Annotated in this window: 13 protein-coding genes; 3 read left to right on the top strand and 10 right to left on the bottom strand. The window is 72.0% G+C overall.

Features of this window, described 5'->3' with window-relative positions; translation table 11 throughout:
- Nucleotides 1-15 precede the first annotated feature (15 nt).
- Nucleotides 16-309, bottom strand: coding sequence for a HigA family addiction module antitoxin (locus tag FQ330_RS05735; protein ID WP_146355902.1), 294 nt, complete (start codon nucleotides 307-309; stop codon nucleotides 16-18).
- A gap of 169 nt (nucleotides 310-478) precedes the next feature.
- Here FQ330_RS05735 and FQ330_RS05730 point away from each other — a divergent pair, with 169 nt between their 5' ends.
- On the top strand, nucleotides 479-853 hold the full coding sequence (locus tag FQ330_RS05730; protein WP_128189028.1) for a VanZ family protein: 375 nt from the start codon (nucleotides 479-481) through the stop codon (nucleotides 851-853).
- A 12-nt stretch (nucleotides 854-865) separates the two neighbouring features.
- On the opposite strand, the gene FQ330_RS05725 is transcribed toward FQ330_RS05730, so the two are convergent.
- The 9 genes from FQ330_RS05725 to FQ330_RS05685 all read right to left on the bottom strand — a co-directional run bounded on the left by FQ330_RS05725 (nucleotide 866) and on the right by FQ330_RS05685 (nucleotide 10,081).
- Nucleotides 866-2,122, bottom strand: a complete 1,257-nt coding sequence (locus FQ330_RS05725; RefSeq protein WP_146355901.1) for an alpha-hydroxy acid oxidase — start codon at nucleotides 2,120-2,122, stop codon at nucleotides 866-868.
- A gap of 50 nt (nucleotides 2,123-2,172) precedes the next feature.
- Nucleotides 2,173-3,516 (bottom strand): MFS transporter, encoded by a 1,344-nt coding sequence (locus FQ330_RS05720; protein WP_225792707.1) that lies wholly within the window; start codon nucleotides 3,514-3,516, stop codon nucleotides 2,173-2,175.
- A 127-nt stretch (nucleotides 3,517-3,643) separates the two neighbouring features.
- Nucleotides 3,644-4,363 (bottom strand): FadR/GntR family transcriptional regulator, encoded by a 720-nt coding sequence (locus FQ330_RS05715; RefSeq protein ID WP_146355899.1) that lies wholly within the window; start codon nucleotides 4,361-4,363, stop codon nucleotides 3,644-3,646.
- A 135-nt stretch (nucleotides 4,364-4,498) separates the two neighbouring features.
- Nucleotides 4,499-5,719 carry an MFS transporter gene (locus FQ330_RS05710; protein ID WP_146355897.1) on the bottom strand — a complete coding sequence of 407 codons (1,221 nt, stop codon included), beginning with the start codon at nucleotides 5,717-5,719 and terminating at the stop codon, nucleotides 4,499-4,501.
- Entirely contained in the window at nucleotides 5,712-6,059 is a 348-nt protein-coding gene (locus FQ330_RS05705) for an ArsR/SmtB family transcription factor (protein ID WP_225792706.1), read from the bottom strand. Before FQ330_RS05705 ends, FQ330_RS05710 begins: the two co-directional genes overlap by 8 nt.
- Before the next feature lie 144 nt (nucleotides 6,060-6,203).
- A complete protein-coding gene (locus FQ330_RS05700; RefSeq protein ID WP_128189034.1) occupies nucleotides 6,204-6,413 on the bottom strand; it encodes a YHS domain-containing protein in 210 nt (69 codons plus the stop codon).
- Nucleotides 6,414-6,461: 48 nt separating this feature from the next.
- Nucleotides 6,462-8,762 (bottom strand): heavy metal translocating P-type ATPase, encoded by a 2,301-nt coding sequence (locus tag FQ330_RS05695; protein ID WP_128189035.1) that lies wholly within the window; start codon nucleotides 8,760-8,762, stop codon nucleotides 6,462-6,464.
- Nucleotides 8,763-8,803: 41 nt separating this feature from the next.
- Nucleotides 8,804-9,787: a heavy-metal-associated domain-containing protein gene (locus tag FQ330_RS05690; protein WP_146355892.1), complete on the bottom strand. Its 984-nt coding sequence runs from the start codon at nucleotides 9,785-9,787 to the stop codon at nucleotides 8,804-8,806.
- A 78-nt stretch (nucleotides 9,788-9,865) separates the two neighbouring features.
- On the bottom strand, nucleotides 9,866-10,081 hold the full coding sequence (locus FQ330_RS05685; RefSeq protein WP_146355890.1) for a heavy-metal-associated domain-containing protein: 216 nt from the start codon (nucleotides 10,079-10,081) through the stop codon (nucleotides 9,866-9,868).
- A gap of 107 nt (nucleotides 10,082-10,188) precedes the next feature.
- Here FQ330_RS05685 and FQ330_RS05680 point away from each other — a divergent pair, with 107 nt between their 5' ends.
- Both FQ330_RS05680 and FQ330_RS05675 read left to right on the top strand, forming a co-directional pair.
- On the top strand, nucleotides 10,189-11,364 hold the full coding sequence (locus FQ330_RS05680; protein ID WP_146355888.1) for an FAD-dependent oxidoreductase: 1,176 nt from the start codon (nucleotides 10,189-10,191) through the stop codon (nucleotides 11,362-11,364).
- A 230-nt stretch (nucleotides 11,365-11,594) separates the two neighbouring features.
- A complete protein-coding gene (locus FQ330_RS05675) occupies nucleotides 11,595-13,454 on the top strand; it encodes an ABC transporter ATP-binding protein (RefSeq protein ID WP_192575854.1) in 1,860 nt (619 codons plus the stop codon).
- Nucleotides 13,455-13,464 lie beyond the last annotated feature (10 nt).

Below are 13,464 nucleotides of genomic sequence, written 5' to 3'. Positions count from 1 at the left end.
GAGACGTGCTGCGCCTCAGGCAGACTGCAGCGGGCGGATCTCCTCCAGGCGCGCTCCGATGCGGTCGCGCTCGCTCTCGAGGTCGAAGCGCGACTGCAGGTTCACCCAGAACTGCGCCGACGTGCCGAAGTAGCGTGCGAGCCGCAGCGCCGTGTCGGCAGTGAGGCGGCGCTTGCCATGGACGATCTCGTTGATCCGGCGCGGCGGCACCCCGATCGCGACCGCGACCCGGTGCTGCGTGACGCCCAGCGGCACGAGGAACTCCTCGTGGAGCACCTCGCCGGGGTGCACTGGCTCCAGCTTGCTCATCGCTCCTCCGAACGACTTGATCACGAGAGCATTGCATCACGCGTGGCGTTATGAACGCAACGCGTTATGGGCCGCTTCCCCGTACTTGCCATGATCCGATGATGCGCTCAGGGATGACTCCGGGGGCAGGGTCGTCGGGCCGCTGTGGAAGAGATGCGACGATCGACGCATGCGAGTGGGCGTGCGTCGGGCGGCGGGGGCGCTCTTCGCGCTCGCGCTCGTCGCGCAGCTCGTCGTGCTCTACCTGCCGAGCCCGCCGTCCGACCTGCCGCAGGCGCCCGGGCTCGACAAGGTGCTGCACGCGGCGGTGTTCCTCGCGCCGGCGCTGCTCGGCGTGCTCGCGGGCCTCGCGCCCGCCTGGCTCGGGGCGGCGCTCGCAGCCCACGCCGTCGCATCCGAGCTCATCCAGCACGCGCTGCTCGCCGAGCGCTCGGGCGACCCGTGGGACGCGGTCGCCGACCTCGTCGGCGTCGCGCTCGGCCTCGCGCTCGGCCTGCTGCTGCGCCGCCGCCTCGCCGGCCGCCGGCGGGTGCCGGCGGCCTGAGGAGTCGCCCGCTCAGCCCTCGATGCGCTCCGCCGCGTCGCGCGCGATCGGCGTGAGCCGCTGCAGCTGCGTCACGTGGCGCGGCTCGAGCTCGTCGAGCGACGAGACGCCCAGCAGCGCCATGGTGCGCTCGATCTCGGAGCGCAGGATGGCGATCGTGCGGTCGACGCCCTGGCGCCCGCCGGCCATCAGGCCGTAGAGGTAGGCGCGGCCGATGAGCGTGAACTTGGCGCCGAGCGCCACCGAGGCGACGATGTCGGCGCCGTGCATGATGCCCGTGTCGACCATGACCGTCGCGTCGCGGCCGACCTCGCGCACGACCTGCGGCAGCAGGTGGAACGGCACGGGCGCGCGGTCGAGCTGGCGCCCGCCGTGGTTCGACAGCACGATGCCGTCGACGCCGCCCTCGATGAGCCGCACCGCATCCGGCACGTTCTGCACGCCCTTCACGACGAGCTTCCCCGGCCACATGGAGCGGATGACGTCGAGGTCGTCGTACGAGATGGTCGGGTCGAAGGCGTTGTTGATCAGCTCGCCCACGGTGCCGCCGGTGGTCGACAGCGACGCGAACTCGAGCTTGGGCGTCGTGAGGAAGTCGAACCACCACCACGGGCGGGGGATCGCGTCGACGACGGTCTTGAGCGTCAGCTGCGGCGGGATCGAGAAGCCGTTGCGCTTGTCGCGCAGGCGCGCGCCGGCGATGGGCGTGTCGACCGTGAACATGAGGGTGTCGTAGCCCGCGGCGGCCGCCCGCTCGACGAGCCCGTACGAGACCTCGCGGTCGCGCATGACGTAGAGCTGGAACCAGTTGCGGCCGTGCGGGTTGACCGCCTTGACCTCCTCGATCGTCGTGGTGCCGAGCGTCGAGAGCGTGAAGGGGATGCCCGCGGCGGCCGCGGCACCGGCGCCGGCGGTCTCGCCCTCGGACTGCATGAGGCGCGTGAAGCCGGTGGGCGCGATGCCGAAGGGCATCGAGCTCGGGCCGCCGAGCACGGTCGTCGAGGTGTCGACGCTCGCGGCGGGCCGCAGGATGTCGGGGTGGAACTCGACGTCCTCGAACGCCTGCCGCGCGCGGGTGAGCGAGACCTCGCCGTCGGCGGCGCCGTCGGTGTAGTCGAAGGCGGCGGCCGGGGTGCGCCGCTTGGCGATCGCCCGCAGGTCGTCGATCGTGAGGGCCGCGTCGAGCCGGCGACGACGGGCGTCGAGGTCGGGACGCTTGAACTGCATGAGCTCGGCGAGCTCGCCGAGTCGGGGGAGTTGTCGCTTCATGATGCTCCTCGGTGTGGATGCGGGACGGATGGGCGCGGCTGGCGCGGCGCTCAGCGCACGTCGGGCACGGGATCGCTCGTCGTGGCCTCCTGCGTCGCCTCGACGTGCGCGACGCGCGAGATGAAGAATGAGGCGACGACCGACAGGCCGGCGCAGATGGCTACGTAGACGGCGATCGGCCACCACTCGCCGCCGCTCGCCTCGAGCAGCCACGCCGCGATCAGCGGCGCGGTGCCGCCGAAGATCGCAGCGCCCACCTGGTAGCCGAGCGTCGCGCCGGTGTAGCGCACCTCGGGGCTGAAGCTCTCGGCGATCAGCGTGCCGAGGATCGCGTTCACGCTGCCCCACAGCAGGCCAAACGCGACGATGGTCGCGGCGAAGACCGCCCACGTCTCACCGGTGTTCAGGACCCAGAAGTAGGGCGCGACGAGCACGATCGTCGCCGTCGCCGAGATCCGGTAGAGCACGGCGCGGCCGACGCGGTCGGAGAGATGGCCGAAGAACGGCATCCACACCGTGGCGACGAGCGCCGCGGCCGCGACGGCGAGCAGCACGATGTTCTGGCGCACGTCGAGGATGTTCGTGGCGTAGGCGATCACGTAGGTGCCGAAGATGTAGAAGGGGCCGGTCTCGGCGGCCTTCGCGCCGATCGAGACGAGCACGGCGCCCCAGTGCTTCGTGACGACCTCCTTGATGGGCAGGCGCAGGCGCGCGCCGGTGTCGCGGATCCGCTGGAACTCGGGCGTCTCGTCCAGTCCGTTGCGGATCCACAGGCCGATGAAGACCAGCACGACGCTCGCGACGAACGGGATCCGCCAGCCCCATGCCAGGAACTGGTCCTCGGGCATGAGCGTCAGCAGCGCGACGACGGCCGAGGCGAGGAGCAGGCCGAGGCTGATGCCCATCTGCGGCACGGCACCGTAGAGGCCTCGGCGGTGCTTCGGTGCGTACTCGTAGGCCAGCAGCAGGGCTCCGCCCCACTCGCCGCCGATGCCGATGCCCTGCATGATGCGGAAGAGGACGAGCAGGATCGGGGCCCAGATGCCGATCGCCGAGTAGTCGGGCAGGAGGCCGATCGCGACGGTGCCGCCGCCCATCAGCATCAGCGTGAGGAACAGCGTCTTCTTGCGGCCGATCCGGTCGCCGATGTGCGCGAAGACGACGCCGCCGATGGGCCGGAAGAAGAACGTCAGCGAGAACGACGCGTAGGCCAGCAGCGTCGAGATGAACGGGTCGTCGGTGGGGAAGAAGATGCGGTTGAAGACGAGGGCGGCGACCGTGCCGTACACGAGGAAGTCGAACCACTCGATGACGCTGCCGGAGAGGCTGCCGAACAGGACGCGGTAGTTGAGCCGATGCGGCGGCTGAGCTGCGGGAGCAGAGGTGCTGGCCACGGTTTCTCTCCTTCGAGAAGCGTTCGAGTGTGGTCGGACCATGTGGTCAGACCACAGCGACGATAGAGCAGCGGGCACCCGCCGTCAAGCGCCGAAGGCGCGCGGTCCGCACCGGCGGAGCGCGTCGCTACCCCGTCGCGTCCGTCGCGGTGCGAGCGCCGTCCGGCTCCGTCGAGGTCTCGGCGTAGTAGCCGCGGATGTGGTCGCGAAGCAGCGCTGCAGCGCCCTCCCGGTCGTCGGCGCGCATCCGCTCATAGATGCCGCGATGCTCCCCGCGGAGCCGCGTCGCCGTCGTCGGCCAGTCGGGCAGCGCCTGCGCGCGCGCGAGCGTGTGGTCGGCGATGGAGGTGCGCAGCGCGTCCATGAGCGTGCTGATGAGCGGATTGCCCGCCGCGCGCGACAGCGCGACGTGGAACTCGGCGTCGAGCTGGAGGAACTCGGGCACGCCGAGCCCGGGGTCGTCCATGCGGTCGAGGAGGCGCTCGGCCGTCGGCCAGTCGCCGCTGGCGAGATCGGCGTGCTCGGCGCTCCAGGCCTCGAGCAGCAGCCGCACCTCGAACACGTGGGCGTGCTCGACGTGGCGGGTCGCGAGCTGCAGGTTGAGCGAGAGGGCGAGCGCCTGACCCGGTGACGCGGTGATGATCGTGCCCGAGCGCGGGCCGGAGCCGGTCGAGGTGCGGATGGCGCCGACCGCCTCGAGCACGCGGAGGGCCTCCCGCAGCGATCCGCGCGACACGCCCAGCGTCTCGGCGAGCGCGCGTTCACCGGGCAGGTGATCGCCGATCGACAGCCGGCCGCTCTGCAGCTCGGCCGTCACCCAGCCCATCACGGTCTCGTGCGCCTTCATCGCCCCGAGTATCGCAGTGCCACCAGGCACTCGGCCGCGCCCACGCGGTCATGGCTGCGCCGCGCGACCGATCGAGGAGCGAATCGGAGCCCGCCGCGGATCGAGGAGCGAGCCTCCTCGTTCCGCGACCGATCCTCAATCGGTGACGGGCTCGAGCCGCGCCGGCTCCCGGCTCGTCCACAGCAGCGCGGCCGCCAGGGTGGCGACGCCCGCGATCGCCCCCAGCACGAGCGCGGTCCAGCCGAGCCCGAGCGCCGCGCCGAGCACGCCCGCGAGGGGGTAGGTGACGATGAAGCACGCGTGCGACAGCGAGAACTGCGCGGCGAAGACGGCCGGGCGCTCCTGCGTCGAGGCGTTGCGCCGCAGCAGCCGCGACGACGCGGTGAGGATCGCCGCGTTGCCCGCTCCCAGCACCGCCCAGAGCGCGAGCAGCATCGGCCAGGACGGCACCGTCAGGAGCGCGGCCGTCGTCCCTCCGAGCCCGAGCGTCGCCGACGCGGCGCCCGCGAGCATGACCGTGCGGTCGGGCACGCGTTCGAGCAGCCGCGGCAGCAGCAGCGCGACGACCATGGAGCCCGCGCCGTAGGCGGCGAGCAGGAACGCGACATCCGCCTGCGGCCGCGCGAGCCGGTCCTGCACGAGCACCACGGTGTTCACGATCACCATCGCCGTGGGCGCCGCGACCGCGAGGTTGAGCGCGAGCAGCGCCCGCAGCTCGGCGTGCTGCAGGAAGATGCGCGCGCCCTGCGTCAGGCGCTGGAAGAACGTCAGCCCCTGCTGCGCCTCGATGGCGGGGAACCGCGTCGCGACGACGAGCAGCGCCGAGAGCGCGAAGCCGGCGACGGTGCCCAGGAACAGGTTGGAGTAGCTCGTGACGAGCAGCAGCGCGGCGGCGAGCGCGGGGCTCACGAGCGACTCGAGGTCGTAGGCGAGCCGCGACAGCGAGAGGGCGCGGGTGTACTGGCGCTCGTCGGGCAGGATCTCGGGGATCACCGCCTGGAAGGCGGGAGTGAAGGTGGCGGATGCGCACTGCAGCAGGAAGATGAGCACATAGATCTGCCACACCTCGCCGACGAGCGGCAGCAGGAGCGCGATCGCGGCGCGCACGACGTCGGCGCCGATGAGCAGCGCCTTCCGCGGCACGCGGCTGGTCGCCGCGATGAGCAGCGGCCCGGCGCCCACGTACGCGAGCATCTTGATCGTGAGCGCGATGCCGAGCACGACGCCGGCGTCGCCGCCCGCGAGGTCGAAGGCGAGGAGTCCCAGCGCGACCGTCAGGAGGCCCGTGCCGAGCAGCGCGACGATCTGCGCGCTGAAGAGCTTGGCGTAGGCGGGGTTCCGCAGCACCTCACGCACGGTCGCCGCCCACCTCCTCGGGCACGCCGAGGTGCTCGGGGGCCGTGCCGAGCATGTGCTCGGCCTGGTGCATGGCGACGGCGACGAGCTCGCTCGCGTGGTCGTCGGCGAGCCGGTAGTAGACGCGGGTGCCCTCGTGGCGGGCGACCACCATGCGCGCGAGGCGCAGCTTGGCGAGGTGCTGCGAGACGCCGGGCGTGGGCTTCCGCACCGCGGCGGCGAGGTCGCCGACCGACTGCTCGCCCTCGCGGAGCGCCAGCAGGATCTTCACCCGCGTCGCGTCGGCGAGCATCGAGAAGACCTCGACCGCGAGCTCGACCGGCTCGTCGACTACTTGCATATCTGCGTTCATACGCAAACAATGGCATAGCCAGACCGGCGCGGCAACAGCGCGTCGACTGGGAGCGCAGTTACGACCGGACGCCGCGACGCGGAAGAGGCGCCGCCCCGCATTGGGTGGCGCCTCTTCCGTCGTGCCGGCGACTCAGGCCGCGACGAGGTACTTCTCGGGGTCAGCGTCGAACAGCGGGCCGCATGCCGCGCAGCAGAGGTAGTACGTCTCGCCCTGGTACTCGCGGACGAGGCCCTGCGCCTCGGCGTCGGCCTTATCGACGTGGTTGCCGCGCATCACGGGACACTCGGCGGTCGCGGCCTCGGTGGTGGTGGCGGCGGCGTGGTCGTGGGCTTCGCACATGGTGGGTTCCTTTCGGGGTGTGGGTGAGGTCAGTCGTCGTCGCCGGCGCTAGGCGCGCGCGGCGGCCGACGTCTGGGGGTCCACCGCGCGACTCTTGAAGGAGCGAAGGCGGAGGCTGTTGCCGACGACGAAGACGCTGGAGAACGCCATCGCCGCACCGGCGAGCATCGGGTTGAGCAGGCCGAAGGCCGCGAGCGGGATGGCGGCCACGTTGTAGGCGAAGGCCCAGAACAGGTTGCCCTTGATGGTGCCGAGCGTCCTGCGGGCGAGCCGGATGGCGTCGGCCGCGCTGCGCAGGTCGCCCCTGACCAGCGTGATGTCGGATGCCTGGATGGCGGCGTCCGTGCCGGTGCCCATGGCGAGGCCCAGGTCGGCCTGCGCGAGCGCAGCCGCGTCGTTGACGCCGTCGCCGACCATCGCGACGACCTTGCCCTCGGACTGGAGCCGCGAGATGACGTCGGCCTTGTCGCTCGGCAGCACCTCGGCGATGACCTCGTCGATGCCCACCTCGGCGGCGATCCGCTTCGCGACCGTCTCGTTGTCGCCCGTGAGCAGGATCGGCGTCAGCCCGAGCTCGCGGAACTGCCGGATCGCCTGCGCGCTCGTCGGCTTGACGGTGTCGGCGACGACCAGGAGGCCGCGGATCTCGCCGTCCCAGGCCACGAGCACGGCGGTCTTGCCCTGCTCCTCGGCTGCGGCCTTGCGGCGCTGCAGCTCGTCATCGACGGCCACCGACCAGTCGTCGAGCAGCGACTGGCGGCCGACGAGCACCGCGTGCCCGTCGACGACGCCGGTGACGCCCTTGCCCTCGATGCTGCGGAAGTCCTCGACCGGCGGCAGCAGGAGGTCGAGCTCCTCGGTGGCGCCCTTGGCGATCGCCTGGGCGATCGGGTGCTCGGAGGCGTCCTCGATCGCACCGGCGAGTCGCAGCAGCTGGCCGCGGTCGGTGCCCGGGGCGGCGACCGCGTCGACGAGCGTCATCCTGCCCGACGTGACGGTGCCGGTCTTGTCGAGCACGATCGTGTTGACCTTGCGGGTCGACTCGAGCACCTCGGGGCCCTTGATCAGGATGCCCATCTGCGCACCGCGGCCCGTGCCGACGAGCAGCGCCGTCGGCGTCGCGAGGCCGAGCGCGCAGGGGCAGGCGATGATGAGCACCGCGACCGCGGCAGTGAAGGCGCTCGCGACCGGGAAGCCGGCGCCGAGCCAGGCGCCGAGCGCGACGACCGCGATCCCGATGGCGACCGGCACGAAGATGCCCGAGACCCGGTCGGCGAGGCGCTGCACCTCGGCCTTGCCCGACTGCGCATCCTCGACCAGCTTGGCCATCTGCGCGAGCTGCGTGTCGGAGCCGACCCGCGTGGCCCGGATGACGAGCCGGCCGCTCGCGTTGACGGTCGCGCCCGTGACGGCGTCGCCCGGGCCGGCCTCCACGGGGACCGACTCGCCGGTCAGCATCGACGCGTCGATGGCCGACATGCCGGAGACGATCACGCCGTCGGTCGCGATCTTCTCGCCGGGGCGCACGACGAACTCGTCGCCCACCGCGAGCTCGTCGATCGGGATGCGCACCTCGGCGCCGCCGCGCATCACCGCGACGTCCTTCGCGCCGAGCTCGAGCAGCGCGCGCAGCGCCGCTCCCGCCTGGCGCTTCGAGCGCTTCTCGAAGTAGCGCCCCGCGAGGATGAACATCGTGACGCCGGCGGCGACCTCGAGGTAGATGTTCGCGGCGCCGTCGCTCGGCGCGATCGACAGCTCGAAGGGGTGCGTCATGCCCGGGACGCCGGCGGTGCCGAAGAAGAGCGCGAACAGGGACCAGATGAACGCGGAGCCGGTGCCGACCGACACCAGGGTGTCCATGGTCGCCGCGCCGTGGCGCAGGTTCATCCATGCCGCGCGGTGGAACGGCCAGGCCGCCCAGACGATGACGGGCGACGCGAGGGCGAGGGAGAGCCACTGCCAGTAGGTGAACTGCAGCGCGGGGATCATCGCCATGAGGATGACCGGCACCGAGAGCACGATGGAGCCGATGAGCCGCTGCCGGAGTGCCACGAGCTCGTGGTCGACGGGCTCGTCCTCGTCGCCGGGCTGCGGCTCAGCGGCCTTCGGCTTGGGCAGGGTCGCCGTGTAGCCGGTTTTCTCGACCTCCGCGATGAGCAGCGACGGGTCGAACCCCTCGGGGGCCGAGACCCTGGCCTTCTCGGTGGCGTAGTTCACCGACGCCTCGACGCCCTCGAGCTTGTTCAGCTTCTTCTCGATGCGCATCGCGCACGACGAGCACGTCATGCCGCCGATCTCGATCTCGTAGCTGCTCGCGGGCCGTTCGCTGACGACTTCGGGTGTGGACATGATGTTCGATCCTTGCGTTCGCGTAGGGGAGCGTCAGCGGCTCAGTGGTCGTCTTCGCCGTCGTCGTGCGTGTCGCCCTCGGCGGGCTCCTCGTGGTCGCCCTCGTCGGACGTGCCGCTCTCGGAGGCCTCCCCGTCGGTGCCGAGCACGAACGAGGCGGTCTGCACCTCGCCGTCGACCTGGAAGTCGAAGTAGAGGAGGTAGCGGCCGGGCGTCGGCGCCTCGGTGGCGAACTCGACGGTGGGGCCGGAGAGCTGACCCGCCTCCGGCTCGGCGCCCTCGGGGTGCACGTGCAGGTAGGCGAGGTCGCCGTCGCGCAGCGCCACGAGGTGGCCGAAGGCGCCGAGGTACGGCTCCATGGTGGTCACGGGCTGGCCGTCGCGAGTGACCTCGACGGTGAGCGTCGAGCTGCCGCCTGCGGCCAGGTCGCCGATGAGCTCGACCTCGAAGTCGCCGGCCTGCGAGGTGCGCACCTCGTCCTCCTGGGCGGCGGGCTCGAAGTCGCCGGCGACGCTGAGGGTGCGGGTGAGCGTCACGCCGCTCTCGGCGCCGCCCGGCGTGAAGTCGGCGAAGACGCGGTAGGTGCCCGCCTCCTCCCAGCTCCAGGGGAGCGACCACGTGCCCTCGGCGTCGATCTCGGGGTGCACGTGCCGGAACTCGCTGCCGTCCTGGCGGACGACGATGAGGTGCAGGTCCTTCTCGTGCTCCTCGGTGTACTCGAGCAGCGGCTGGTCGTCGGCACCGAGCACCGAGAAGCGCAGCTCCTCCTCCTCGCCGACCGCGTCGGGCGCCGTGATCGGGCTCAGCCGATAGCCGTCGGCGTCGAGCGAGAGGCCCGGGAGCGCGGCGGAGGCCGCCTCGTCGGGCAGCACCGTCTCCTCGTGGGCGCCATGGCCCTCCTCGACCTCTGCGGCGCGAGCCTCGACGGCGGAGTCGGGCACCACCGCGCCGGCGACCAGGAAGGCTGCGCCGAAGGCGGCGACCAGGCCGAGGCCGTAGATGCTGAGACGGGCGGGAGTGTTCATCGGGTCCTCTTCGTCGGGGCTGCGTGGGGAGCGGAGCGGGATGCGGTGTGTGCCGATGCGGGCGGGCACCGTGGTGCGTCAGGCGACGCGTGCCTCGTAGCCGGCCTCCTCGACGGCGGCGAGCACGGCCGCGTCGTCGACGGGCGCGTCGCCTGCGGTCGAGACCGCGAGGTGGCCGGAGGCGGCGCTGACCTCGATGCCGGAGACGCCGGCGATCTGGCCGACCTCGCTGCGGATCGCGCCCTCGCAGTGGCCGCAGGTCATCCCGGTCACCTGGTACTCGGTCGTCGTCATGGTCGCCTCCTGGATCCGCGGGCCCGATCGGCCCTCCGTGCTGTTACCGTGAAAGGTATACCCCAGGGGGGTATCCGCGCAAGCGGTCGCGAGGAGAGGCGGGACGGATGTCGTCGTTCGAGCAGGCAGTGCTGATCGTGGGTGCCGGGGCGGCCGGGCACGGCTGCGCCCGTGCGCTCCGGACCGAAGGGTTCTCCGGGCCCATCCGACTGATCAACGGCGAGGGCGCCGCGCCGATCAACCGCACCCTCGTCGACAAGGGGGTGCTGCCCGGACTGCTGACGGCCGAGCAGATCGCGCTCCCGCCGCTGCCGGATGTCGAGGTGATCGACGCCCGCGCCGCGCGCCTCGACGGCACGGAGCGGGCCATCGTCCTGGACGACGGCCGGGTCCTGCGCGGCATCGCGGTCGTGCTCGCACCCGGCAGCGCCCCGCGCGCCCTCGACGCGGCGATCGCCGTCGACGGCGCGGTGCGCCTCCACGCCATGCACGCCGCGCGCGACGCGCAGGCGCTCCGCGAGGCCCTACCGGAGCCCGCTGGGGCCAGGCTGGTGATACTGGGCGCAGGCTTCATCGGCGCCGAGGTCGCGAGCCACTTCGCGGAGGCGGGCGCCCGCGTGACGCTCGTGGGGCGCTCGCCGCTGCCCCTGCGCGCCGCGCTCGGTACCGAGATCGCGACGCGCCTCGCGGCGCTGCGCGCCGAGAGCGTCGACGCCCGCTTGGGCACCGAGGTTGTCGCGATCCGGGCAGCGTCGGCCGCGGCGACGCCCGCTGCGCCCTCGGACGCCGCGATCGTCGAGCTTGCCGACGGGAGCGAGCTCACCGCCGACGCCGTGCTCGTCGTCGTCGGCTCGCGGCCCGACACGGCGTGGGCGGGCTTCGACGGCGCCATCGCCGTCGACGACCGGATGCGCGTGGAGGGGGCTGATGGTGTCTACGCCGCGGGCAGCGCCGCCGCCGTGACCGGCGGCCTGCGCGCCGACCACTGGGATGCGGCGGGCGCCCAGGGCGCGCACGCGGCGCGCGCGGTGCTGCACGACCTCGGCCTCGCCGAGGACCCGGGCCCATGGCGCGTGACGACGGGCTTCACGCTGATGGCGCACGGCGCGGTGGTCGCAGGCAGGGGCTCGGCCGCGCTCGGCGCCGCCGAGCGCCCCGTCGAGCTCGAGGGCGGCGGCCTCATCACCGAGCTCACCGACGCTCACGGCGTGCTCACCGGGGTCGTGGGTTGGAACGCCGGGCCCCACGTCGCCCGGGCGGCATCGCGGCTCGGCGTCGCCTGAGCGGCCTGGCCTGAGCCAGGGCGGCGGAGGGACGGTGAGGCGCCGCCTCAGCGCACCGCAGCTCGCGCATCTCGACGCGCCCGAGCGCCGTCGCTTCGCATTTCCGACCCGTCCGTGTACGGTCTACGCATACCCCCCGGTGGTATCCAGCAAGCGGCTCGATGATGAACCGAATGTTCCTCTCTCGTGCCCTCGCATCACCGGTCCGACCTCGAGACGCAGGGATTCCCATGCTGAAACCGGAAGCAGATGTGCGCACGACGGCCCCGGCAGCCGACGGCCCTGCAGCGCTCGAGATCCGTGACCTCAGCGTCTCGTTCCGGACCTCGAGCGGCGACGTGGACGCGGTGCGCGGGGTCGACATCACCGTCCGCTCGGGCACGACGCACGCGATCGTGGGAGAGTCGGGATCCGGCAAGAGCGTCACCATGATGGGAGTGCTGGGCCTCCTCCCGGAGGAAGCGCAGGTCAGTGGATCGATCCGGTACCTCGGGAAGGAGCTGGTGGATGCTGCGCCCGCAGAGCTGCGGGCGGTACGAGGCGCCGAGATCGGTGTGATCTTCCAGGATCCGCTGTCCTCCTTGAACCCGGTGATGACCGTGGGTGCGCAGATCCTCGAGTCGATGACTGCACACCGCGGCACCGCCGCCGGCGCGACCTGGAAGCGAGCTGCCGAGCTGCTGGCGGAAGTCGGCATCCCTGAGGCGGAGCGGCGCGTCAAGGAGTACCCGCACCAGTTCTCCGGCGGCATGCGTCAACGCGTCATGATCGCCATGGCTCTCGCCGCGGAGCCCCGGGTCCTCATCGCCGACGAGGCGACGACTGCACTGGATGTCACGGTGCAGGCGCAGATCCTCAGGCTCGTCCAGCGCATCACGGCCGAGCGATCGATGACCACGATCTGGATCAGCCACGACCTCGGGGTGGTCGCGCAGATCGCCGACGACATCACGGTCATGCAGAGCGGTCGCGTCGTCGAGCGTGGGAGCTGCCACGACATCTTCGCGGCTCCGCGCGAGGCCTACACGATCGCGCTGCTCGAGAGCATGCCTCGCCTGGATGCGCCGCTGCGCGAGCTGCCGCCGCGGGCGACGGCGACCGGCACCGCCGCGGTCGACGTCCGCGACCTGGAGGTCGCCTACCAGGTGAAGCGCGGACTACGAACGGGGAACCGCCTCGTCCGAGCCGTCGACGATGTCTCCCTCGAGATCGCCGCGGGCGAGACCGTCGGGCTTGTCGGAGAGAGCGGGTCGGGGAAGTCGACGTTCGCCCGCGCCCTCCTCGGTCTCGAACCGATGCGCCACGGCACCGTACACCTCGCCGGCCAGGATGTCGCTGGGGCGAGGCGAGCATCGCTGAGCGCACTCCGACGCAACGCGCAGATGGTGTTCCAGGATCCTTCATCCTCGATGAACCCGGGGCTCTCGGTGCAGGAGATCGTCACCGAGCCGCTGCTGATCAACCACCGCATGTCGGCGAGCGGCCGCCGAGCTCGCGCCGCAGAGCTGCTCGAGCTCGTCGAGCTCGACCCGCAGCTGGCGCGACGGCATCCCCACCAGCTGAGCGGCGGGCAGCGGCAGCGGGTCGCGATCGCTCGAGCACTGAGCCTCGAGCCTTCCCTGCTGGTGTGCGATGAGCCGGTCTCGGCGCTGGACGTGACGGTGCAGACGCAGATCCTCGGTCTCCTCCGTCGCCTGCAGGCGGATCTCGGGGTCTCGTTGCTGGTGATCTCGCACGACCTCGCGGTGATCCGCGACATCGCCCACCGCGTCGCGGTCATGTACCTGGGCAAGATCGTCGAAGTGGGGGATCGTGAAGCGATCTTCGGCTCCCCGCAGCACCCCTACACGCGCGCGCTGCTCGGTGCCGTGCCGACGCCTGATCCGACCAAGCGCTTCCCCCCCACCCCGTTGCAGGGCGACCCGCCGAGCCCGCTATCGCCCCCACCGGGCTGCCGCTTCCACTCGCGATGCCCCGCCGCTGTCATCGGCAGGTGCGACACCACGGTGCCGACGCTCACCGCCTGGACGCCGACGCATGACGTGGCGTGCGTCCGGCTCGGTGAGCCGGAGCTCACTCGCCAAACCTGAAACACCAACA

It is taken from the genome of Agrococcus sediminis (assembly GCF_007923295.1).
In the GTDB taxonomy this organism is placed as follows: Bacteria; Actinomycetota; Actinomycetes; order Actinomycetales; family Microbacteriaceae; genus Agrococcus; species Agrococcus sediminis.
The sequence above is the reverse complement of the archived record's forward strand: the minus strand, read 5'-3'. Positions and strand labels throughout refer to the sequence as shown.

Excerpts from the sequence above, each read along its gene's own strand:
- FQ330_RS05735 (WP_146355902.1), bottom strand. The coding sequence starts at position 309 with ATGAGCAAGCTGGAGCCAGTGCACCCCGGCGAGGTGCTCCACGAGGAG.
- FQ330_RS05730 (WP_128189028.1), top strand. The coding sequence starts at position 479 with ATGCGAGTGGGCGTGCGTCGGGCGGCGGGGGCGCTCTTCGCGCTCGCG.
- FQ330_RS05725 (WP_146355901.1), bottom strand. The coding sequence starts at position 2,122 with ATGAAGCGACAACTCCCCCGACTCGGCGAGCTCGCCGAGCTCATGCAG.
- FQ330_RS05715 (WP_146355899.1), bottom strand. The coding sequence starts at position 4,363 with ATGAAGGCGCACGAGACCGTGATGGGCTGGGTGACGGCCGAGCTGCAG.
- FQ330_RS05705 (WP_225792706.1), bottom strand. The coding sequence starts at position 6,059 with ATGCAAGTAGTCGACGAGCCGGTCGAGCTCGCGGTCGAGGTCTTCTCG.
- FQ330_RS05700 (WP_128189034.1), bottom strand. The coding sequence starts at position 6,413 with ATGTGCGAAGCCCACGACCACGCCGCCGCCACCACCACCGAGGCCGCG.
- FQ330_RS05695 (WP_128189035.1), bottom strand. The coding sequence starts at position 8,762 with ATGTCCACACCCGAAGTCGTCAGCGAACGGCCCGCGAGCAGCTACGAG.
- FQ330_RS05690 (WP_146355892.1), bottom strand. The coding sequence starts at position 9,787 with ATGAACACTCCCGCCCGTCTCAGCATCTACGGCCTCGGCCTGGTCGCC.
- FQ330_RS05685 (WP_146355890.1), bottom strand. The coding sequence starts at position 10,081 with ATGACGACGACCGAGTACCAGGTGACCGGGATGACCTGCGGCCACTGC.
- FQ330_RS05680 (WP_146355888.1), top strand. The coding sequence starts at position 10,189 with ATGTCGTCGTTCGAGCAGGCAGTGCTGATCGTGGGTGCCGGGGCGGCC.
- FQ330_RS05675 (WP_192575854.1), top strand. The coding sequence starts at position 11,595 with ATGCTGAAACCGGAAGCAGATGTGCGCACGACGGCCCCGGCAGCCGAC.